The 21227-nt window shown below is 71.6% G+C and carries 20 protein-coding genes; 18 read left to right on the plus strand and 2 right to left on the minus strand.

From position 1 onward, the window contains the following. Positions 1–54: 54 nt before the first annotated feature. A complete protein-coding gene (locus tag J2S22_RS05430; protein ID WP_272779268.1) occupies positions 55–282 on the minus strand; it encodes a type II toxin-antitoxin system HicB family antitoxin in 228 nt (75 codons plus the stop codon). Positions 283–463: 181 nt separating this feature from the next. On the opposite strand from J2S22_RS05430, the gene tsaB reads away from it, so the two are divergent. From tsaB to trmB, 12 genes are all read left to right on the plus strand, one after another. Further along, on the plus strand, positions 464–1147 hold the full coding sequence (gene tsaB / locus J2S22_RS05435; RefSeq protein ID WP_272779267.1) for a tRNA (adenosine(37)-N6)-threonylcarbamoyltransferase complex dimerization subunit type 1 TsaB: 684 nt from the start codon (positions 464–466) through the stop codon (positions 1145–1147). Continuing rightward, positions 1144–1629: a ribosomal protein S18-alanine N-acetyltransferase gene (gene rimI / locus J2S22_RS05440; protein WP_272779266.1), complete on the plus strand. Its 486-nt coding sequence runs from the start codon at positions 1144–1146 to the stop codon at positions 1627–1629. The genes tsaB and rimI overlap by 4 nt, the downstream gene beginning before the upstream one ends. A gap of 128 nt (positions 1630–1757) precedes the next feature. Then, a complete protein-coding gene (locus J2S22_RS05445; protein ID WP_272779300.1) occupies positions 1758–2156 on the plus strand; it encodes a Fur family transcriptional regulator in 399 nt (132 codons plus the stop codon). Next, the gene (gene olsA, locus J2S22_RS05450) at positions 2156–2944 is read left to right on the plus strand and encodes a lyso-ornithine lipid O-acyltransferase (protein WP_272779265.1); all 789 of its coding nucleotides are present in this window, start codon (positions 2156–2158) and stop codon (positions 2942–2944) included. Before J2S22_RS05445 ends, olsA begins: the two co-directional genes overlap by 1 nt. Before the next feature lie 359 nt (positions 2945–3303). After that, complete coding sequence (miaB, locus tag J2S22_RS05455) at positions 3304–4737, plus strand: tRNA (N6-isopentenyl adenosine(37)-C2)-methylthiotransferase MiaB (RefSeq protein ID WP_272779264.1); 1434 nt, start codon at positions 3304–3306, stop codon at positions 4735–4737. A 40-nt stretch (positions 4738–4777) separates the two neighbouring features. Then, positions 4778–5815, plus strand: coding sequence for a PhoH family protein (locus tag J2S22_RS05460; RefSeq protein ID WP_272779263.1), 1038 nt, complete (start codon positions 4778–4780; stop codon positions 5813–5815). Next, entirely contained in the window at positions 5812–6345 is a 534-nt protein-coding gene (ybeY, locus tag J2S22_RS05465) for an rRNA maturation RNase YbeY (protein WP_272779262.1), read from the plus strand. The genes J2S22_RS05460 and ybeY overlap by 4 nt, the downstream gene beginning before the upstream one ends. A gap of 11 nt (positions 6346–6356) precedes the next feature. Next, positions 6357–7526, plus strand: a complete 1170-nt coding sequence (locus J2S22_RS05470; RefSeq protein WP_272779261.1) for a hemolysin family protein — start codon at positions 6357–6359, stop codon at positions 7524–7526. Next, positions 7523–9154, plus strand: a complete 1632-nt coding sequence (lnt, locus tag J2S22_RS05475) for an apolipoprotein N-acyltransferase (RefSeq protein WP_272779260.1) — start codon at positions 7523–7525, stop codon at positions 9152–9154. The genes J2S22_RS05470 and lnt overlap by 4 nt, the downstream gene beginning before the upstream one ends. Before the next feature lie 510 nt (positions 9155–9664). Further along, positions 9665–10105, plus strand: coding sequence for a helix-turn-helix domain-containing protein (locus J2S22_RS05480; RefSeq protein WP_272779299.1), 441 nt, complete (start codon positions 9665–9667; stop codon positions 10103–10105). A gap of 309 nt (positions 10106–10414) precedes the next feature. Continuing rightward, positions 10415–11617, plus strand: coding sequence for a methionine adenosyltransferase (gene metK / locus J2S22_RS05485; protein WP_272779259.1), 1203 nt, complete (start codon positions 10415–10417; stop codon positions 11615–11617). A gap of 222 nt (positions 11618–11839) precedes the next feature. After that, positions 11840–12556 carry a tRNA (guanosine(46)-N7)-methyltransferase TrmB gene (gene trmB, locus J2S22_RS05490; protein WP_370878179.1) on the plus strand — a complete coding sequence of 239 codons (717 nt, stop codon included), beginning with the start codon at positions 11840–11842 and terminating at the stop codon, positions 12554–12556. Positions 12557–12680: 124 nt separating this feature from the next. Here the strand turns inward: trmB and J2S22_RS05495 are convergent, their stop codons facing one another. Next, complete coding sequence (locus J2S22_RS05495) at positions 12681–13343, minus strand: 2-hydroxychromene-2-carboxylate isomerase (RefSeq protein WP_272779257.1); 663 nt, start codon at positions 13341–13343, stop codon at positions 12681–12683. Positions 13344–13648: 305 nt separating this feature from the next. On the opposite strand from J2S22_RS05495, the gene rimP reads away from it, so the two are divergent. The 6 genes from rimP to truB all read left to right on the plus strand — a co-directional run bounded on the left by rimP (position 13649) and on the right by truB (position 21226). Then, a complete protein-coding gene (gene rimP / locus J2S22_RS05500; RefSeq protein ID WP_272779256.1) occupies positions 13649–14371 on the plus strand; it encodes a ribosome maturation factor RimP in 723 nt (240 codons plus the stop codon). A 3-nt stretch (positions 14372–14374) separates the two neighbouring features. Beyond that, positions 14375–16024, plus strand: a complete 1650-nt coding sequence (nusA, locus tag J2S22_RS05505; RefSeq protein ID WP_272779255.1) for a transcription termination factor NusA — start codon at positions 14375–14377, stop codon at positions 16022–16024. Positions 16025–16043: 19 nt separating this feature from the next. Beyond that, on the plus strand, positions 16044–16775 hold the full coding sequence (locus tag J2S22_RS05510; protein WP_272840351.1) for an RNA-binding protein: 732 nt from the start codon (positions 16044–16046) through the stop codon (positions 16773–16775). Between the two features lie 7 nt (positions 16776–16782). Further along, the gene (gene infB, locus J2S22_RS05515) at positions 16783–19503 is read left to right on the plus strand and encodes a translation initiation factor IF-2 (protein WP_272779253.1); all 2721 of its coding nucleotides are present in this window, start codon (positions 16783–16785) and stop codon (positions 19501–19503) included. A 176-nt stretch (positions 19504–19679) separates the two neighbouring features. After that, positions 19680–20114, plus strand: coding sequence for a 30S ribosome-binding factor RbfA (gene rbfA, locus J2S22_RS05520; RefSeq protein ID WP_272779055.1), 435 nt, complete (start codon positions 19680–19682; stop codon positions 20112–20114). After that, positions 20111–21226 (plus strand): tRNA pseudouridine(55) synthase TruB, encoded by a 1116-nt coding sequence (gene truB / locus J2S22_RS05525; protein WP_272779054.1) that lies wholly within the window; start codon positions 20111–20113, stop codon positions 21224–21226. The genes rbfA and truB overlap by 4 nt, the downstream gene beginning before the upstream one ends. The last annotated feature ends 1 nt before the right edge of the window (position 21227 follow it).

Here is a 21227-nt window from a genome sequence, read left to right on the forward strand (position 1 = left end):
GAGGCCTTCACGACCCGCTGTCCGGTCGCGGTCGGCAATCGGCCGGGGGTCATATCAGGCCGCCACGGTCACCCGCCTGATCTTCGGGTCTGCGTCGTCGGGGATCGTCAGGCCCTTGTCCCGACGATAGGCCAGGATCGCGCGGATCGCCTCCCCGGCATTGGCGAGCGCCTCGTCCTCGGTATCGCCTTCGGTGACCACCTCGGGCAGGGCCGGGACCGCTACGGTGAACCCGCCGTCCGGCTGCGGCTCGAGCACGACGGAGAAGCTGAAATCGGCCACGGGGCGCCTCCTGGGCTGCGCGCGGCATGGTAGCCGCAACGGGACCGATGAAAAAGCGGAGGCCGGGCCCGGACGCATCCCGTCCCCTCGTCCCTGCGTCACCGGTTTTGCTTGCACGGTCCGGCCCGGGACGGCACGCTGCCTGAAAATTCATCGCAGAGTCCTCCGGAGCCGTTCCGTCGTGCGTGTTCTCGCCATCGATACCGCCCTCGCGGCCTGCTCCGCGGCGGTCTTCGACCTCGATTACGGGGGGGTGCTGGCGCACGAATCGCAGCCGATGGAGCGCGGCCACGCCGAGGCGCTGATGCCGATGATCGCCCGCGTGATGAGCGAGGCGGACCTGGAGTTCACCGATCTCGACCGCATCGCCGTCACGCTCGGGCCGGGCAGCTTCACCGGGCTGCGCGTCGGGGTCGCGGCGGCGCGCGGCATCGCGCTGGCCGCCAGCAAGCCGGTGGTCGGGCTGACCACGCTCGCCTGCTTCGCCGCCCCGCACGTGGCGAGCGACGACCGCACGCCACTGCTCGCCGTCATCGACGCCCGCCACGAGCAGGTCTACATGCAGCTCGTCGGCGAAGGCGGCCGCGCCGTCATCGCGCCGCGCATCGCCAGCCTGCGCGAGGCGGCGCGCGTCGCCACCGCGGCCCCGACCCGCATCGTCGGCTCGGCCGCGAGCCTGGTGCACGCCGCCTGGATGACCGGCGCGCAGCCGCCGCTGTGCGTCGACACCACCCCGGCCCCCGACATCGACTGGGTGGCGCGGCTCGGCGCCGTCGCGGCCGACACCATGGCCTCGCCCAAGCCGCTCTACCTGCGCGCCCCCGACGCCCGGCCGCAGGACGCCGCCCGGGTGGCGCGCCGATGATCGAGCTGGTGCGCCGCTGGTGGAAAGGCGGCGACGCCCGCCTCGGCGAGGCGGAACCGGCCGACGCGGCGGCGCTCGCCGCCTTGCACGCCGCCTCGTTCCGCCGCGGCTGGAGCGAGGAGGAGTTCGAGCGCCTGCTCGCCGAGCGCAACGTCGTCGCCGACATGGCCGTGATGGGCGAGGAGGCGGCCGGGTTCGTCATGTCGCGCAAGGCCGTCGACGAGGCGGAGATCCTGTCGGTCGCGGTGGCGCCGGCGCGGCGCAACCGCGGCGTCGCCTCGCGCCTGCTCGCCGTGCATCTCGGCCGGCTGGCGAGCACCGGGGTCGAGCGGGTGTTCCTGGAGGTCGACAGGGACAACGTGCCGGCCCGCCGCCTCTACGATTCGGCCGGCTTCAGGGAGGTCGGCCAGCGCCCGGGCTACTACGACCGGGGGGGCGGCCCGGCCGCCGTCGCCCTGGTGCTCCGGCGCGATCTCGCCTGACGAGACGGGTACCGTCTTGACGCCGCTCGATGGACGATGCATCCGGCGGCTCCTATGATCCGGCCGCCCGGCAGGATCGAACGGCGGAGCGACGGGTGAGCGAGCAGGTCGTGACCAACATCGAGGCGATGTGCGTCTCCAAGGGGATGCGGATGACCGAGCAGCGACGGGTGATCGCCCGCGTTCTCGCCCGCTCCGACGACCATCCGGACGTCGAGGAGCTCTACCGCCGCTGCGCGCTGGTCGATCCGCACATCTCGATCTCGACCGTCTACCGCACCGTCAAGCTGTTCGAGGATGCCGGCATCATCGAGCGGCACGATTTCCGCGAAGGGCGCGCCCGCTACGAGCAGATCCGCGAGAGCCACCACGACCACCTGGTGAATCTCCGCACCGGCGAGGTGATCGAGTTCCAGTCGGAGGAGATCGAGCAGCTGCAGCGCGAGGTGGCGCGCCGGCTCGGCTACCGGCTGATCGACCACCGCCTCGAGCTCTACGCGGTGCCGCTGGACGACACGGGGTCCTGATGCTCCGCCTGGCCGTCACCGGGGCGGGATTCGCGCTGGCGACGGCGGCGCTGCTGCCGGTCCAGTGGGTCTCGGTGCGCTTCACCTGGCCGCTGCGGCGGCTGGTGCCGACCCTGTTCCACCGCATCGTCTGCCTGCTGTTCGGCGTGAGGGTGCGGGAGGTCGGCCGGCCGGCGGCGCAGCGGCCGCTGCTGATCGTCTCGAACCACGTCTCCTGGCTCGACATCGCGGTGATCACGTCGCGCCTGCCGGTGGTGTTCGTCGCCAAGTCCGAGATCGCCGCCTGGCCGCTGTTCGGCCTGTTCGCCAAGCTCCAGCGCTCCGTCTTCGTCGACCGCGCGCGGCGGCAGAAGACCCGCGAGGTCAATGCCGAGATCGCCGAGCGGCTGGCCGGCGGCGACCCCGTCGTGCTGTTCGGCGAGGGCACGTCGAGCGACGGCAACCGGGTGCTGCCGTTCCGCTCCGCCCTGATCGGCGCCGCCGGCGACGCCCTCGCCGAGGGCGGCGCGGTGACGATCCAGCCGCTGTCGATCGCCTATACGGGCTTCCAGGGCATTCCGATGGGCCGCCAGCACCGGCCGGTGGCCGCGTGGTACGGCGCCGCCGACCTCGTGCCCCACCTCCTCCATCTCGGCCGTCACGGCGGCATCGACGTGACGCTGACCTGGGGCGCCCCGGTGCGGCTCGGCACCGCCGCCGAGCGCAAGGCGGTCGCCCGAAGCCTCGAAACGAGCGTCCGCCGCCTCACCGCCGAGGCCCTGCGGGGCCGCGCCGGCGCCCGGCGGTGACGGCCAAGGTCACACGAATCCTGGAGATTTCTCGGATTCTCGGGCCCGGCCGAGCAGCCGGCATTCCATTTCGGGCCAAAACCCGCTAGACCGGGGTCGAAGCACACGAGCGCCGCGGGCCTGCGATCGAGGGTGACGCGTTCCGCCGTCCTGACCGGACGGACCGGTCGGAATCGATCCGCGGCGGATCGGGCGCCAAATCCCGCCGGCGCCAAATCCCGCCGGGGCGATGGCGTCGCGGCGATCGTGCACTACATGGAGGTCACGCATCGTGACCACGCCCGGGACGGCTGCAATGGCAGCGGCCACGGGCGGAACCAGGACGAGGACGGCCGCCGGCCGGGAGAAGACGTAGAAGCATGTCGAGCGTGACCCGCGGCCCGCGCAAGCTCTACGTGAAATCGTACGGCTGCCAGATGAACGTCTACGATTCCCAGCGCATGGCCGACGTGCTGGCGCGCGAGGGCTATGTCGAGACGTCGACCCCGGACGACGCCGACGTGCTGGTGCTCAACACCTGCCACATCCGCGAGAAGGCGGCCGAGAAGGTCTATTCCGAGCTCGGCCGGCTGCGCGTCCTCAAGCAGGACGCCGCCCGCGACGGCCGCAGGCTCACCGTGGCGGTGGCCGGGTGCGTCGCCCAGGCCGAGGGCGAGGAGATCATCCGCCGCGCCCCCGTGGTCGATCTCGTGGTCGGCCCGCAGAGCTACCACCGCCTGCCGGACCTGGTCGCCCGCGCCGCCGAGACCGGCCGGGTCGTCGACACCGAGTTCCCGGCCGAGGACAAGTTCGACCACCTCGCCGCCCCGAGCGCCGCGGCGACCCGGTCGCGCGGCGCCGCCGCCTTCGTCACCGTGCAGGAGGGCTGCGACAAGTTCTGCAGCTTCTGCGTGGTCCCCTACACACGCGGCGCCGAGTTCTCCCGCCCGGTCGCCAAGATCCTGGCCGAGGTCGAGGGCCTGGTCGCCGCCGGGGTGAAGGAAATCCGGCTGATCGGCCAGAACGTCAACGCCTGGCACGGCGACGGCCCGGACGGCCGCGCCTGGTCGCTCGCCCGCCTGCTGCACCGGCTCGCCGAGGTGCCGGGCGTCGCCCGGCTGCGCTACACGACGAGCCACCCGCGCGACATGGACGACGCCCTGATCGCCGCCCATCGCGACCTGCCCGCCCTGATGCCGCAGCTCCACTTGCCGGTGCAGTCGGGCTCGGACCGCGTGCTCGACGCCATGAACCGCCGGCACGACCGCGCCGAGTACCTGCGCGTGATCGAGCGGCTCAAGACGGCGCGGCCCGACATCGCCCTGTCGTCCGACTTCATCGTCGGCTTCCCGGGCGAGACCGAGGCGGAGTTCCGCGACACCCTCGCCCTCGTCGACGAGGTCGGCTTCGCCTCGGCCTACTCGTTCAAGTACTCGCCTCGTCCCGGCACTCCGGCGGCCGACAGCGACGACCAGGTGAGCGAGGCCGAGAAGGCCGACCGCCTCGCCCGGCTGCAGGCCCGCATCGACCACCACGCGGCCGCCTTCAACGCCGCGACGGTCGGGCGCACCGCCGCGGTGCTGTTCGAGAATCCGGGCCGCCACGACGGCCAGATGACGGGCAAGTCGCCGTGGATGCAGGCCGTGCAGGTGATGGCGCCGCCCTCGGTGAAGGGCGAGATCCACACCGTGCGGATCACCGGCACCGGCACCAACAGCCTGTACGGCGCGCTGGTGTCGCCGCTCCGGCACGACGTGCACGGCGGGCGGGACGCACCGGACGCGGCCATGCGCGTCGCCAGCGGAGGCCACTGAACCCGCCGTGCCGAGACGCAGCCCCGAGACGTCGTCGCTGATGTCGCCTCCCGTCGAGGAGGCCCAGATCGTGCTCGCCTTCGACGACAACCGTCTGGCGCTCGCGCTGTTCGGCCAGTACGGCCAGAACCTGGCGCTGATCGAGCGGCGGCTCGGCGTCACCGCCGACTCGCGCGGCAACCACGTCACGCTGGGCGGCCCGCGCGACGCCTGCGAGCAGGCGCGCCGCGTGCTCGAGACCCTCTACGAGCAGCTCCAGCGCGGCCACGATCTCGGCCAGGGCGACGTCGAGGGCGCGATCCGGCTCGCCATCGCGCAGGGCTCGCTGTTCGACTACGACGCGGCGACGCAGCGCGCGAGCTTCGAGGAGATCAATCTCCGCAAGCGCCTGGTGCGGGCCCGCACGCCGGCCCAGGACGCCTATATCCGGGCGCTGCGCAAGAACGCGCTGGTGTTCGGCGCCGGCCCGGCCGGCACCGGCAAGACCTGGCTCGCCGTCGCCCACGCGGTGGCGCTGTTCGAGCGCAAGGAGGTCGACCGCATCATCCTGTCGCGGCCGGCCGTCGAGGCCGGCGAGCGGCTGGGCTTCCTGCCCGGCGACATGAAGGAGAAGGTCGATCCCTATCTGCGGCCGATCTACGACGCGCTGTTCGACCTGATGGACGCCCGCATCGTCGAGCGCGCGCTGCAGACCGGCGAGATCGAGATCGCGCCGCTCGCCTTCATGCGCGGCCGGACGCTGGCCAACGCGGCCGTGATCCTGGACGAGGCGCAGAACACCACCTCGATGCAGATGAAGATGTTCCTCACCCGGCTCGGCGAAAACGCCCGGATGATCGTCACCGGCGACCCGAGCCAGGTGGATCTGCCGACCGGCCAGACGTCGGGCCTCGCCGAGGCGATGCGCCTGCTCGCCGACGTCGAGGGCATCGGCACCGCGATGTTCAGCCACGAGGACGTGGTGCGGCACGAGCTCGTCGCCCGCATCGTCGCGGCCTACGACCGCGCCGCGGCCGGCGAGCGCAACGGCGGGGCGGCGGCGCGGCCGGCCGCCCGCAGACGCGAGGACGGCGCATGACCCTGCCGGCTCCCCCGATCGCCCACACGGGCGCGACCGTCGAGCACGACGGCACCACCATCGACGTGGTGGTCGAATCGCCGCTGTGGGCCGCGGTGCCCGAGGCGGAGGCGCAGGTGCTGCGCGCCGTCGCGGCGGCGCTGCCGGCCGACCGCGGTCCGTGCGAGCTCGCCGTCGTGCTCGCCGACGACGCCACCGTGAAGACGCTGAACGGCCAGTATCGCGGCCGCGACGCGCCGACCAACGTCCTGTCCTTCCCGGCCGTCCCGGGTCCCGGCCCGACCGACACCGCGATGCCGACCCTGCTCGGCGACGTGGTGCTCGCCTACGAGACGGTGCGGGCCGAGGCGGAGCGCGACGGCAAGCCCTTCGCCCATCACCTCGGTCATCTGGTCGTCCACGGCGTGCTGCATCTTCTCGGCTACGACCACGAGACCGATTCCGACGCCGAAACCATGGAGGCCCGCGAGCGCGACGTGTTGGCGTCGCTCGCGATCCCCGATCCTTATGCCGGACGCGAATGCGCCTGACAGCAGCCATCATGCCCGACGAACCTCCCAGTCGAAGCGAACCGAACGAGCCGGCGGGCCAGTCCCGCGGCGCCGCGGCAGCCGACGGCTCCGCCGCGGCGGACGAGTTCCACAGCCCGGCCGTGCCGGCCCTGCGCGGCGAGGTGCTGCCGCGCGAGAACGGCGAAGGCTGGGTGCAGCGCATGCTGCGCGCCCTGTTCGGCTGGAAGCCCGGCTCGGTGCGCTCCGACATCGCCGTGCTGCTCGAGGGCACGACGCCGACCGACACCGGCTTCTCGGCCGAAGAGCGGACCATGCTCAAGAACATCCTCGGCCTGCGCGAGCGGCGCAGCGAGGACATCATGGTGCCGCGCGCCGACATCGTCGCGGTGCAGAAGGACATTTCGCTCGGCGAGCTCGTCAAGGTGTTCGAGAAGGCCGGCCACTCGCGCCTCGTCGTCTACGACGACACGCTCGACGATCCCGTCGGCATGGTGCACATCCGCGACCTCGTCGGCTTCATGGCGACGCGCGCCGCCACGCCGCCGCCGACCTCCAAGCGCAAGAAGCGCTTTCCGGCCGACCTGGATCTGCGCGCCATCGATCTCGCGATGCCGCTCGGCGAGGCCAATATCGTCCGCGACATCCTGTTCGTGCCGCCGTCGATGCCGGCCCTCGACCTGCTCGCCAAGATGCAGGCGACGCACGTCCATCTCGCCCTCGTCATCGACGAGTACGGCGGCACCGACGGCATCATCTCGATCGAGGATCTGGTCGAGCAGATCGTCGGCGACATCGAGGACGAGCACGACGAGCGCGAGGCGCGCAGCGTGGTGCGTCAGCCCGACGGCTCCTTCCTGGCCGACGCGCGGGCGCCGCTCGAGGACGTCGTCGCGATCGTCGGCGCCGAGTTCGACGTCGGCGACGCCGCCGAGGAGGTGGACACGCTCGGCGGCTATCTGGTGACGCGGGTCGGCCGCGTGCCGGTGCGCGGCGAGATCGTGCCCGGGCCGGAGCCGTTCGAGATCGAGGTGCTCGACGCCGATCCCCGCCGGGTCAAGAAGGTGAAGATCTCGCGCAGCAAGCAGCGCCGGGCCGGCCGCGACGCGAAGCGCGAGACCACGGCGGAGGCGCATGCCGCTCCGCCCGACGGCGCCGGACCGGCAGGACCCGAATCGCGACGCGGCGCGGCGTCGCCGTGACGGCCTCCGCCGTGACCCTCGCGCTCGCCCGGGTCGCGCAGCCGGTGGTTCTCGCCTGGGGACTCCGCCGCGCCCTGATCGCCGTCCTGGCCGGCGCCGCCTCGACGCTGGCGATGGCGCCGCTGCACGCCTGGCCCGCCCTGTTCCTCACCTTCCCGGTGATCGTCTGGCTGGTCGACGGCTCCGGCGCCGGCCGCTGGAACGGGCTCGGCGCCGCCGCGGCGGCGGGCTGGTGGTACGGCTTCGGCTACTTCCTGGCCGGTCTCTACTGGATCGGATCGGCCTTCCTGGTCGACGCCGACAAGTTCGGCTGGCTGCTCGCCCCGGCCGTGCTGGCGTTGCCCGCCGGACTGGCGCTGTTCATGGCGGCGGGCTTCGCGCTCGCCCGCCTCCTGTGGGCGCCGGGGGCGTTCCGGATCGTGACGCTGGCGGCGGCGCTGACCACCAGCGAGTGGCTGCGCGGTCACCTGCTCGGCGGCTTCCCGTGGAACGCCTTCGGCTACGCGCTCGCCGAGCCGCTGTCGCTGGCGCAGGGGTTCGCCTTGGTCGGCCTGTGGGGGATGACGTTCCTGGCCGTGCTGGTGTTCGCCGCCCCGGCCGCCCTCGCCGACGCCCCGGCCGACACGCCGCGCCCGGCCCTGCTGCCGGCGGTCGCCGGGGTGCTGCTGATCGCCCTCGGCCTGTTCGGCGCCGTGCGGCTGGCCGCCCTGCCGACCGCCACCGTGGACGGGGTGCGGCTGCGCCTGATGCAGCCCAACATCCAGCAGGACCAGCGCTTCAACTACGCCGCCAAGTCCGACGTGATGCGCCGCTATCTCGCGCTGTCGCAGCGGCCGGCCGGCGGCCATGGCCTCGCCGGCACCACCCATCTGATCTGGCCCGAGTCGGCGTTTCCGTTCTTCGTCGCCCGCGAGCCCGACGCGCTCGCCGCGATCGCCGACCTGCTGCCCGAAGGCACCGTGCTGATCACCGGGGCGGCGCGGCTCGCCGAATCGTCGCGGCCCGGCAACATCCAGGCCTACAACTCGGTCTACGTCTTCGACCACGACGGCACCATCCTGTCGATCTACGACAAGGTCCATCTGGTGCCGTTCGGCGAGTACGTGCCGCTGCGCGGCCTGTTGCAGCGGCTGGGGATCGAGCAGCTCGTGCGGGTGCCGGGCGGCTTCCTGCCCGGCGACCGGCTGCGCAGCCTGCAGACGCCCGGCGCTCCCGCCTTCGTGCCGCTGGTCTGCTACGAGGCGATCTTCCCGAACGCCGTGGTGCCGCGCGGCTCCCGCCCGGGCTGGCTCCTCAACGTGACCAACGACGCCTGGTTCGGGATCACGCCGGGGCCGTGGCAGCACCTGCTGCAGGCCCGCATGCGCGCCGTCGAGGAGGGACTGCCGCTGGTGCGGGCCGCCAACACCGGCATCTCGGCCGTCATCGACCCGGCCGGCCGCACGATCGCGCAGCTCGGCCTGGGCCGCGAGGGCATTCTCGATTCGGAGCTGCCGGCGGCGGTCGATCCGCCGCCTTATGCGCAGGTCGGCGATGCGCCGGTGACGGCCCTCGTTGTTCTCGTTCTGGTCGCATCCGGATGGCGACGCCGCGCCCGATCTGGCGAATCGCGCCGTTTATTACCGTAGGGTTGAGAGAGTCGCGTGCGGCGGCGCGACGAATTGTCGCGCTGACGATGGTATTTTGGTAGCGATTGCCACAACAATGCCGACAAAGAAGATGAACTTCGGCTGTCGACAGCCCTACCGTGTGCATAGCCGTTCTGCGCCGGGAGCGGCCAAAACCAGTACAATTACAGGTACCATCCTGCTGACACGGACGCCTCGGAGCGCTACATAGGACGGGCACAACCCGCGGCCACACGCTGTCCGAAATCCACGCTCCAGGCAAATTCTGCTCGGTCCTGCAATCGCTCGCCTGCAGAAGTCGTCGGATTGATCAAGCAAGTTACAGCATTGTTTATTAACTTGCATTGGTAAACCCTCTCAAACGAGGGTAGCATCTATTTTGTTCCAACTCTAAACGATTTCGACTCTGTTTGAACGGCGCTTGGAACAGCTATGCAATCCTGTGATTGCATCGAGAGAGAGATAGGACGAGAAGGTGGTCGGCGGGGACATGAGGAGAGACAGAAAATGATGGCCAAGAAGGCTCCGAACCCCATCGACAGACATGTCGGGAGCCGTGTTCGAATGCGTCGCATGATGTTGGGGATGAGCCAGGAGAAGCTCGGCGACGCGCTCAGCCTGACCTTCCAGCAGGTGCAGAAGTACGAGAAGGGCACCAACCGGATCGGCGCCAGCCGACTGCAGCAGATCGCTCATATCCTGCAGGTTCCGGTGGCGTTCTTCTTCGAAGGTGCCCCCGATCTCGGTGACGGTGGTCCGACCAACGGCCTCGCAGAGGCTCCGTCGCCGGCCTACATCTCCGACTTCCTGGCGACCTCGGACGGGCTCGCCCTGACCAAGGCCTTCATGCGCATCCGCGACGCCAAGCTGCGTCGGCGCATCGTCGATCTCGTCGAGCACATCGCGGGCGAGCCGGTCGAGAACGGCAACGGGAACGGCGCCGAGCATTGACCCTGGGGCGGCCTCCGACCCGCCCCCATCGCGAGACACGACCCAGGCGCGCCCCCGTGGCGCGCCGTTCGTGTTTTTCGGACCGGGCGGACCGTGCCGGCCCGCCCGCCCCGGACCGCGCGTCTGCCGGACGCGCGGACCCCCTCGCCTCTCCGAGCCGCCGCCAGACCGCTCCCCGAGCCGTCGTCGGCGCCGTCGCGCGGCTTTTCCCCGCCCCCGTGCATCTTGACCGGGCAGGGTGACGCTGCAAGAACAGGCGCCGAATTGTGGACGACGCGGAGGTCCGCGTCCCCGACTGGAGAGTCGAACGTGTCCCGCGCGAGCTATCTTTTCACCAGCGAGTCTGTTTCCGAAGGCCATCCCGACAAGGTTTGCGACCGCATCTCCGACGAGATCGTCGACCTTTTTTTCCGTGAAGGCCCGAAGGCCGGCATCGACCCGTGGGCAATCCGCGCCGCCTGCGAGACGCTCGCCACCACCAACAAGGTGGTGATCGCCGGCGAGACCCGCGGCCCCGCCTCGGTCGACAACGCGCAGATCGAAAGCGTCGTCCGCGCCGCCATCAAGGACATCGGCTACGAGCAGGAAGGCTTCCACTGGGAGACCTGCGACATCGAGATCCTGCTGCATCCGCAGTCGGCCGACATCGCCCAGGGCGTCGATGCGCTGCAGCCCGGCTCCAACAAGGAAGAGGGCGCCGGCGACCAGGGCATCATGTTCGGCTACGCCACCAGCGAGACGCCCGACCTGATGCCGGCGCCGCTGTTCTACGCCCACAAGATCCTGCGGCTGATCTCGGAAGCCCGCCACTCCGGCCGGGAGAAGGTGCTCGGCCCCGACTCCAAGAGCCAGGTCACGGTGCAGTACGAGAACGGCAAGCCGGTCGGCGTGCGCGAGATCGTGGTGTCGCATCAGCACCTGATCGCCGACATGACCTCGAGCCAGGTGCGCGAGCGGGTCGAGCCCTATGTGCGCCAAGCGCTGCCGGAGGGCTGGATCACCGACGGGACGATCTGGCACATCAACCCGACCGGCAAGTTCCACATCGGCGGTCCCGACGGCGACACCGGCCTGACCGGCCGCAAGATCATCGTCGACACCTATGGCGGCGCCGCGCCGCACGGCGGCGGTGCCTTCTCGGGCAAGGACCCGACCAAGGTCGACCGCTCGGCCGCCTATGCGGCCCGCTATCTGGCCAAGAACATCGTGGCGGCGGGGCTCGCCGACCGCTGCACCCTGCAGCTCGCCTACGCGATCGGCGTGGCGCGGCCGCTGTCGATCTACATCGACACGCACGGCACCGGGAAGGTGAGCGAGGCGCAGCTCGAGAAGGCGGTCGCCGAGGTGATGGACCTCACCCCGCGCGGCATCCGCAGGCATCTCGACCTCAACAAGCCGATCTATGCGCGCACCTCGTCCTACGGCCATTTCGGCCGGACGCCGGACGCCGAGGGCGGCTTCTCCTGGGAGAAGACCGACCTCGTCGACGCGATCAAGAGCGCCGTCGGCTGAGCCGACGCGGGCCGCACCTCACCGACCGGAAGCCGGCGGAGTGCTGCTTCGCCGGCTTCTTTCGTGTTCACCCCGACCCGTGATCGAGTCGTAGAATCGTCGAATTGTAGGGTGGGCAAAGGGGCGCCGAAGGCGGCCCGTGCCCACGCGGTCCGCGGCCGGCCAGGACCGCGTGGGCACGGCGCGTTCCGCGCCTTTGCCCACCCTACGCGGTCCGAGCCCATGGAGCCGCTTTCGTTGGACCCGAACCCGACGCCGGCCCGCGCCTTCTTCGGCCGCCGCAAGGGCCACACGCTGCGCCGGCACCACACCGATCTCCTCGACGCGCTGCTGCCCCGCCTCGCGCTCGACGTCTCGCGCCCCGCTCCGCCGCGGCTCGGCGATCTGTTCGATCCGCCGGCGCGAGAGGTGCGGCTGGAGATCGGCTTCGGCGGCGGCGAGCATCTCGCCGCGCAGGCGGCCGGCGCGCCGGAGACCGGCTTCATCGGCTGCGAGGGCTTCGTCAACGGCGTCGCCCAGCTCCTCGCCCATGTCGAGCCGGCCGGCCTCTCGAACATCCGCATCCATCACGGCGACGCCGCCGAGGTGCTGGCCTGGCTGCCGGAGGCGTCGCTCGCCCGGGTCGACCTGCTCTATCCCGACCCCTGGCGGAAGCGCCGGCACTGGAAGCGCCGCTTCGTCCAGGACGAGACCGTGGCGACGCTCGCCCGCCTCCTCGCCGACGGCGGAGAATTCCGCTTCGCCACCGACTGGGAGCACTACGCCGCCTGGACGCTGGAGCACCTGATGCGCTCGCCCGACTTCGAATGGACGGCCGAGCGCGCCGCCGACTGGCGCGAGCCCTGGGCCGGCTGGACCCGCACCCGCTACGAGGCCAAGGCGATCCGCGAGGGCCGCAGGCCCTGCTACCTGGTGTTCCGCCGCCGGCCGCGAGGGTGAAGGCGCGGTCCGACACCGAGAGCGTCCGTCGCGCGGCGCCCCTCCCTGTCCCTCCCCCGCTCGCGGGGGAGGGACAGGGAGGGGGAACGCCGCCACACCGCGAGGCGCCGACGACTCGGGCGGCTCACGCCCGCCGCGTCGCCCAGGCGAGCGCCTGCTCCAGTCGGTCGTTGCCCCAGAACAGTTCGCCGTCCGCGGTGACGAAGCTCGGGGCGCCGAAGACCCCGATCCGCTCGGCCTCCTCGGTCTCCTCGCGCAGCCGCGCCTTGGCGGCCGGGGTCGCGGCCTGCGCCAGCACGGGCTCGGGCGGGACACCGAGGCCGGACAGGAGGTCGGCGATCACGGCGGGATCGTCGATCGCCCGCCCCTCCCCCAGGCAGGCCCGGAACACGGCGACGCAGAACGCCTCGCCCCAGCCGGCCCCCTCGCCCGCCGCGCCCGCGGCCACGTCGAGGCCGACCAGCGCCACCCGGGCGGCCAGCACGCTGCTCGCCGGAAACACCGGCGGCCGCCGCAGCGGCAGGCCGAGATCGACGCAGATGCGCTCCAGGTCGCGCCACATGTAGCGGCCCTTGGCCGGATAGATGACGAAGGGCGAGGTATCCCAGCCCTGCCGCTTGAAGATCGGGCCGAGCAGGAACGGACGGAACCGCAGCCGCACCGCGGCCGCCCGGGCGAGCGGCCCGATCCGCACCAGGGCCGGATACGAATAGGTCGAGGCGAACTCGAACCAGACGTCCAGCGCGGGCCGCCGATCGTCGCCCGCCCCGATCCCCGCCTCCGTCATGCCTTCCTCCCGCTGTTCCAGGGGCACCAGGATCGCCGATCCGCCCGCCCCGGTCGACTCTCGGGCCGGGCGGTGCCGCTCCACCCCGGGGCGGCTGCGTTCGCCCCCTCTGCCGGTTCCTCTTGCGATATCGGCAGCCTTCGCTATATTCCGGCGTGTCTGAGGACACCTCATAACGGTCGGCTCGTCGATCGGTTCGTGAGAGTGGGGCCCGCCCGGGACCCGCTCTTTTTTGTTACTTGCGGCCGGCCCTGAAGCCGGCGCGCACCCCGGGCGAGCCTTCGAAAGGACCCACTGGGCGACACATGACGGAGACGACCGACAACGCCGAGACGGCGAAGGCCCCGGCCGACAGCGCGCTCGACGAGCCGCGGCTGATCGCCGAGACCGGCCTCGCCGCGCGGGTCGCCGCCATCGTCGTGCCGGTGCTGGAGCCGCTCGGCTACCGCCTGGTCCGGGTGAGGATCTCGGGGCTCGACGGCTGCACCGTGCAGGTGATGGCCGAGCGTCCCGACGGCACCATGCAGATCGAGGACTGCGAGACGGTGTCGCGCACCCTGTCGCCGGTGCTCGACGAGGTCGACCCGATCGACCGCGAGTACCGGCTGGAGATCTCCTCGCCCGGCATCGACCGGCCGCTGGTCCGGCTCTGCGACTTCGTCCGCGCCGCGGGCCATCTCGCCAAGATCGAGATGGCGGTTCCGGCCGCCGGCAAGAAGCGCTTCCGCGGGACGCTCGCCGGGGTGGACGGGCACACGGCCCGCCTCCATATCCAGGGCAGCGACGGCACGCCGCAGGAGGTGCTCCTGCCGATCGAGGACATGGCGGACGCCAAGCTCCTCCTCACCGACGCGCTGGTCGCCGACGCGCTGCGTCGCGGCAAGGCGGAAGAGAAAGAGGCGCGCCGGGAGCGGGCGGCGCGCCGCAAGGATCGCATCGAATCCCGCAAATCGACCCGAGGCAATTCGATTCACGACGGACGGACCGCGGCGCAAGAGCCGGCTCCCCCGCCTCCCGACGGAGACTGATCCATGGCTGTCGTCAGCGCCAACAAGCTCGAGCTTCTGCAGATCGCGGACGCCGTCGCGCGCGAGAAGTCGATCGACCGCAGCATCGTCATCCAGGCCATGGAGGATGCGATCGCCAAGGCGGCGCGCTCGCGCTACGGCAGCGAGACCGACGTCCATGCCGAGATCGATCCCAAGAAGGGCGAGCTGCGGCTGGCCCGCCACATGCTGGTGGTCGAGGCGGTGGAGAACCCCGCCAACCAGATCAGCCTCGAGGACGCCCGCAAGCACAATCCCGCCGCCCAGGTCGGCGACACCATCGCGGACACGCTGCCGCCGCTCGAATACGGGCGCATCGCCGCCCAGTCGGCCAAGCAGGTGATCGTGCAGAAGGTGCGCGAGGCCGAGCGCGACCGGCAGTACCAGGAGTACAAGGACCGCATCGGCGACATCGTCAACGGCATCGTCAAGCGGGTCGAGTACGGCAACGTCGTCGTCGATCTCGGCCGCGGCGAGGCGATCGTGCGGCGCGACGAGATGCTGCCGCGCGAAGTGTTCCGCAACGGGGACCGCATCCGCGCCTACATCTACGACGTCCGCCGCGAGCCGCGCGGGCCGCAGATCTTCCTGTCCCGCACCCATCCGCAGTTCATGGCCAAGCTGTTCACCCAGGAGGTGCCGGAGATCTACGACGGCATCGTCGAGGTGAAGGCGGTGGCCCGCGACCCCGGCTCCCGCGCCAAGATCGCCGTGATCTCGCGCGACTCCTCGGTCGACCCGGTCGGCGCCTGCGTCGGCATGCGCGGCTCGCGCGTGCAGGCCGTGGTGAACGAGCTGCAGGGCGAGAAGATCGACATCATCCCGTGGTCGCCCGACATCGCGACCTTCGTGGTCAACGCGCTCGCCCCCGCCGAGGTCGCCAAGGTGGTCCTCGACGAGGACAAGGAGCGCATCGCCGTGGTGGTGCCGGACCAGCAGCTGTCGCTCGCCATCGGCCGGCGCGGCCAGAACGTCCGCCTCGCCTCGCAGCTCACCGGCTGGGACATCGACATCCTCACCGAGCAGGAGGAGTCGGAGCGCCGCCAGGCCGATTTCGAGAAGCGCTCGAAGCTGTTCATGGAAGCCCTGAACGTCGACGAGGTGGTCGGCCAGCTGCTCGCCTCGGAAGGCTTCGGCTCGGTCGAGGATCTCGCGGTGGTCGACGAGAAGGAGATCGCCGGGATCGAGGGCTTCGACGAGGAGACGGCCCAGGAGCTGCAGACCCGCGCCCGCGAGTACCTCGCCCAGATCGAGGCCGAGTACGACGACAAGCGCCGCGCGCTCGGGGTCGAAGACGAGGTCCGCGAGGTGCCGGGCGTCACCGGCAAGATGCTGGTCGCCTTCGGCGAGAACGGCATCAAGACGGTCGAGGACCTGGCCGGCTGCGCCACCGACGACCTCGCCGGCTGGACCGAGCGCAAGGACGGCGAGACCAAGCGCGAGGCCGGCATTCTCGACGGCTTCGAGCTGTCCCGTGACGAGTGCGAGGCGATGATCATGCAGGCCCGCGTCAAGGCCGGCTGGATCAGCGAGGCGGACCTCGCCCGCCCGGCCGAGGACGGCGAGGACGGCGCCGAGGACGGCGAAGGCGAGGGCGAGGGCGAGGGCGAGGGCGCCGCGGCGCCGCAGGCCTGACCGGAGGACCACGATCGCGATGCTGGCCCGGATCGAGGTGGACGCGCCGTCCGGCGCGACCCAGGGCGCACCGGACGAGACCCTGCTGGACGGCGGCCCGAAGGGCGCCGCCGCCGGGCGGGAGCGTCTGTGCATCGCGACCCGCACGGTCCGCCCGATCGACGAGATGATCCGCTTCGTCGCCGGCCCGGACGGCCGCGTCGTGCCGGACGTCAAGCGCAAGCTGCCGGGCCGCGGCGCCTGGGTGACGGCGGCCCGCGGGCCGCTCGCCACGGCCGTGAAGCAGGGCGCGTTCAAGCGCGCCTTCAAGGGCAAGGCGACGGCCGAGGCCGGCCTGGTCGAGGCGACCGAGCGGCTGCTCGAGCGCGCCGTGCTCGACGCGCTGGCGATCGCCCACAAGGCCGGCGCCGTGGTGGCCGGCTACACCAAGGTCGAGGCGGCGCTCGCGGCCGGCACCCCGGTGGGGCTGGTCCGGGCCCGCGACGCGAGCCCCGACGGGGTCCGCAAGATCGACGCCGCCGCGGCGCGCCGTCCCAGAACGGACGCCATGCCGATTCCGGTGGTCGGTTCGTTCGAATCCGTCGATTTGGATTTGGCACTCGGACGGACAAATGTGATACATGCTGCCCTTCTGCCCGGGCGCGCGAGCGAGGCGGTCCTGGGGCGTTGGCGCATGCTCGAAATGTTCCGAACCGGCGTCCCCGATCCGCGGGGCGCCAGGCAGACGGCCGCAGACCCGGCCCGAGACTAGGATCGTAATGACTGATACCAAGAATCCCGGCGAGAAGACGTTGTCGGTCGCGCAGCCGAAGACCCTGACGCTCAAGCGTTCCGGGGTGGAGCAGGGCGTCGTGCGGCAGAGCTTCAGCCACGGCCGCACCAAGGCTGTCGTCGTGGAGAAGGTGAAGCGCCGCGCCCACGGTCCCGAGGGCAAGTCCGAGCCGCCGCCGCCGCCGGCCCCGAGCCATGCCCGTCCGCAGCAGCGCCCGCCGCAGGGCGGCGGCGCCGGCGGACAGCGCTCGTCCGGCTCCGGCGGGGGTCCGCGCCCGCAGGGCGGCGGGTCGCGCTCGTCCGGCGTGGTCCTGCGCACCCTCACCGAGGAGGAGCGCTCCGCCCGTGCCCTGGCGCTCGCCGACGCCCGGGTGCGCGAGGCCGAGGAGCGCAAGATCGCCGAGGAGGAGGCCCGCCGCCGCAAGGAGCGCGAGGCCGCCGAGCGCGCCGAGCGCGAGGCCGCCGAGGCCCGCAAGCGCGAAGAGGACGAGCGCCGCCGCGTCGAGGACGAGGCCAAGCGCAAGGCCGAGCAGGAGGCCAAGAAGCGCTTCGGTGACGACGAGGCCGCCAAGGCCGCCGCATCCGCCCCGGCCGCCAAGCCGGCGGCCCGGCCCGCGGGGGCGCCGACGACCCGGCCCGCCGGTACGCAGGCCCGCCCGGCCGGTGCCGCGACGCCCGCCGGTGCCGCCCCGTCGGTCAATGCCCGGACCGCCGTGCAGGAGCCCGACGAGGACGAGCGCCGGCCGGTCCGCCGCAGCGGCGCCGGTCCGGCCCGCCCGGTCCCGGCTCCCAAGCCGACCAAGACCACCACCCAGAAGAGCCGCGGCCGTCTGACCGTGGTCACGGCGCTCGACGCCGGCGAGGAGCGCGAGCGCTCGGTGGCCGCGTTCCGCCGTCGCGTCCAGCGCCTGAAGGGCCACGCGTCGAACGAGCCGAAGGAGAAGCTCGTGCGCGAGGTGACGATTCCGGAGGTGATCACCATCCAGGAGCTCGCCAACCGCATGGCCGAGCGCGCCGTGGACGTGATCAAGCTCCTGATGAAACAGGGCCAGATGGCGAAGATCACCGACACGATCGACGCCGACACGGCCCAGCTGATCGCCGAGGAGCTCGGCCACACGGTCAAGCGCGTGTCGGAGGCGGACGTCGAGGAAGGCCTGTTCGACGTCGCCGACGCGTCCGAGGACCTGGAGCCGCGGCCGCCGGTCGTCACCATCATGGGCCATGTCGACCACGGCAAGACGTCGCTGCTCGACGCCATCCGCCACGCCAACGTGGTGGCCGGCGAGGCCGGCGGCATCACCCAGCACATCGGCGCCTACCAGGTGACGGCGCCGTCCGGCGCCAAGATCACCTTCATCGACACGCCCGGCCACGCCGCCTTCACGGCGATGCGCGCCCGCGGCGCCAAGGTGACGGACGTCGTCGTGCTGGTGGTCGCGGCCGACGACGGCGTGATGCCGCAGACGGTCGAGGCGATCCAGCACGCCAAGGCCGCCAAGGTCCCGCTGATCGTCGCGATCAACAAGATCGACAAGCCCGACGCCAAGCCGGAGCGGGTCCGCACCGAGCTCCTGCAGCACGAGGTGCAGGTCGAGACCTTCGGCGGCGAGACCCTCGAGGTCGAGGTCTCGGCCAAGCAGAAGACCAATCTCGACAAGCTGCTCGACGTGATCGGGCTGCAGTCGGAAATCCTCGAGCTGAAGGCCAACCCGAACCGCCCGGCCGAGGGCACCGTGATCGAGGCCAAGCTCGACCGCGGCCGCGGCCCGGTGGCGACCGTGCTGGTCCAGCGCGGCACCCTCAAGGTCGGCGACATCGTCGTGGCCGGCGCCGAGTGGGGCCGCGTCCGCGCCCTCGTCTCCGACACCGGCAAGACGATCGACACGGCCGGCCCGTCGGTTCCGGTCGAGGTGCTCGGCTTCAACGGCACCCCGGAGGCGGGCGACCGCCTGGCGGTGGTCGAGAACGAGAGCCGCGCCCGCGAGGTGACGGACTACCGGGCCCGCCAGAAGCGCGAGAAGCAGGCGGCCCGCGCCAGCGGCATGCGCGGCTCGCTCGAGCAGATGATGAGCCAGCTGAAGACCTCGGGGCAGAAGGAATTCCCGCTGGTCATCAAGGGCGACGTGCAGGGCTCGATCGAGGCCATCGTCGGCGCCCTGGAGAAGCTCGGCACCGACGAGGTGGCGGCCCGCGTGCTGCTGTCCGGCGTCGGCGGCATCACCGAGTCCGACGTGACGCTCGCCGAGGCCTCGAACGCCGCGATCATCGGCTTCAACGTGCGTGCCCACAAGGAGGCGCGCGAGGCGGCCGAACGGCTCGGCATCGAGATCCGCTACTACAACATCATCTACGACCTCGTGGACGACGTGAAGAAGGCCATGTCCGGCCTGCTCGCGCCGACGACGCGGGAGACCATGCTGGGCAACGCCTCGATCCTGCAGGTCTTCAACATCACCAAGGTCGGCAAGGTGGCCGGCTGCCGGGTCACCGACGGCGTCGTCCAGCGCGGCGCCAATGTCCGCCTGATCCGCGACAACGTGGTGATCCACGAAGGCAAGCTCGGCCAGCTCAAGCACCTCAAGGACGACGTCCGCGAGGTCACGTCCGGCCACGAGTGCGGCATGTCGTTCGAGAACTACCAGGACATCCGGGTCGGCGACGTGATCGAGTGCTACCGGCTCGAGACGGTGCAGCGCTCGCTGTAGGTGGTTTCATCGAGGATCGGGCGTGCCCGGCCGATTTCGCCGGGCACGCCGTTTCCGTATCCAGCCCCGCCGACGACTCCCTCGCCTCCCCTCCCGGTTCGGGACCGTGGAGACCGACGGGGTCGGCGGAGCGCAGCCGGCGCAGGTTCGAATCCCGCGCCACCGGCAAGAAGATCATGGCCAAGCATCACCACAATCGTGACCAGGGCGCCGGCCCGTCGCAACGCGCGCTGCGCGCCGGCGAGCTGATCCGCCACGCGATCGCCGAGATTCTCCAGCGCGGCGACGTGCACGACCCCGTCCTCGAGACGCATCTGATCACCGTGCCCGAGGTGCGGATGAGCCCGGATCTGCGGCTCGCCACCATCTACGTCATGCCGCTCGGCGGCAGCGACGAGAAGGAAGTGCTCGCGGCGCTGGAGCGCAACAGGCGCTTCCTGCGCGGCGAGATCGCCCACCGGGTGAACCTCAAATTCGCGCCCGACATCCGCTTCCGCATCGACGACCGCTTCGCCGAGGCCGCCCGCATCGACGGCCTGCTGCGCTCGCCCGCCGTGAAGCGCGACCTGGACGGCGACGCCACGGACAACAAGACGAGCGACGACGAATGACGCCCTCCATCGCCGACGACGACATCCCGGGCGCGGACGCGCCGGCCGTTCAGGCCGCCGTGCCGACCGATGCTGCCGTGCCGACCGATGCCGCCCCGGCGGCCGGGGCCGGCACGCCGGGCGAGGCCCGGCCCCGGCGCGAGCGCGGCCCGCAGAAGAAGCGCGACAAGCGCGACGTCCACGGCTGGCTGGTGCTCGACAAGCCGGTCGGCATGACCTCGACCCATGCGGTGTCGATCGCCAAGCGGCTGTTCTCGGCCAAGCGCGCCGGCCACGCCGGCACGCTCGACCCGCTGGCGTCGGGCTGCCTGCCGATCGCACTCGGCGAGGCGACCAAGACGGTCATGTTCGTGATGGACGGCCGCAAGCGCTACGAGTTCACGGTGCGCTGGGGCGAGGAGCGGGATACCGACGACGCCGAGGGCCGGGTGGTGGCCGAGAGCGCCGACCGCCCCACCCCCGAGGCGATCCGGGCGGTGCTGCCGCAGTTCACCGGCACCATCGAGCAGGTGCCGCCGCGCTACTCGGCGATCAAGATCGAGGGCGAACGCGCCTACGACATCGCCCGCGACGGCGAGACGGTCGAGCTCAAGGCCCGGCCGGTCGAGATCCACACCCTGGAGCTGATCGCCACCCCGGACGCCGACCACGCCGTGTTCGCGGCCGAATGCGGCAAGGGCACCTATGTCCGGGCGATCGCCCGCGACATGGGCCGCCTGCTCGGCTGCCGCGGCCACGTCTCGGCGCTGCGCCGCACCGCCGTCGGCCCGTTCGCCCGAGAGGACATGATTCCTCTGGCGGATCTGCAGGCGGTGTGCGATAGAGCCGCAGTTGGCGAGGGCAGCCTCGCCGACGCACTTCTGCCTGTCTCGACCGCGCTGGACGACATCCCGGCGCTGGCCGTCAGTCGGGCGGATGCGGCCAGGCTCCAGCGGGGCCAGGCCGTTCTGGTGCGCGGGCGGGACGCCCCCATCGTCCGCGGCACGGTCTCCGTCACGGTCGCGGGCCAGCTTCTGGCCCTCGCCGACATGGACCGTGGCGAGATCGTCCCCAAGCGCGTGTTCAACCTCGCCGGCCTGCATGGCAGAGCCGGCCGAAAGCAGGGTGTTTGAC

This window comes from Rhodoplanes tepidamans (assembly GCF_030813915.1).
Lineage (GTDB): Bacteria > Pseudomonadota > Alphaproteobacteria > Rhizobiales > Xanthobacteraceae > Rhodoplanes > Rhodoplanes tepidamans.

Bases quoted from the DNA above. Each gene is read 5' to 3' on its own strand.
- trmB (WP_370878179.1), top strand. From the start codon at position 11,840: ATGGAGCCGCTTTCGTTGGACCCGAACCCGACGCCGGCCCGCGCCTTC.
- infB (WP_272779253.1), top strand. From the start codon at position 16,783: ATGACTGATACCAAGAATCCCGGCGAGAAGACGTTGTCGGTCGCGCAG.
- J2S22_RS05470 (WP_272779261.1), top strand. From the start codon at position 6,357: ATGCCCGACGAACCTCCCAGTCGAAGCGAACCGAACGAGCCGGCGGGC.
- miaB (WP_272779264.1), top strand. From the start codon at position 3,304: ATGTCGAGCGTGACCCGCGGCCCGCGCAAGCTCTACGTGAAATCGTAC.
- rimP (WP_272779256.1), top strand. From the start codon at position 13,649: ATGACGGAGACGACCGACAACGCCGAGACGGCGAAGGCCCCGGCCGAC.
- truB (WP_272779054.1), top strand. From the start codon at position 20,111: ATGACGCCCTCCATCGCCGACGACGACATCCCGGGCGCGGACGCGCCG.
- nusA (WP_272779255.1), top strand. From the start codon at position 14,375: ATGGCTGTCGTCAGCGCCAACAAGCTCGAGCTTCTGCAGATCGCGGAC.
- J2S22_RS05445 (WP_272779300.1), top strand. From the start codon at position 1,758: ATGTGCGTCTCCAAGGGGATGCGGATGACCGAGCAGCGACGGGTGATC.
- olsA (WP_272779265.1), top strand. From the start codon at position 2,156: ATGCTCCGCCTGGCCGTCACCGGGGCGGGATTCGCGCTGGCGACGGCG.
- J2S22_RS05460 (WP_272779263.1), top strand. From the start codon at position 4,778: ATGTCGCCTCCCGTCGAGGAGGCCCAGATCGTGCTCGCCTTCGACGAC.
- rbfA (WP_272779055.1), top strand. From the start codon at position 19,680: ATGGCCAAGCATCACCACAATCGTGACCAGGGCGCCGGCCCGTCGCAA.
- ybeY (WP_272779262.1), top strand. From the start codon at position 5,812: ATGACCCTGCCGGCTCCCCCGATCGCCCACACGGGCGCGACCGTCGAG.
- rimI (WP_272779266.1), top strand. From the start codon at position 1,144: ATGATCGAGCTGGTGCGCCGCTGGTGGAAAGGCGGCGACGCCCGCCTC.
- J2S22_RS05480 (WP_272779299.1), top strand. From the start codon at position 9,665: ATGGCCAAGAAGGCTCCGAACCCCATCGACAGACATGTCGGGAGCCGT.
- J2S22_RS05510 (WP_272840351.1), top strand. From the start codon at position 16,044: ATGCTGGCCCGGATCGAGGTGGACGCGCCGTCCGGCGCGACCCAGGGC.
- J2S22_RS05495 (WP_272779257.1), bottom strand. From the start codon at position 13,343: ATGACGGAGGCGGGGATCGGGGCGGGCGACGATCGGCGGCCCGCGCTG.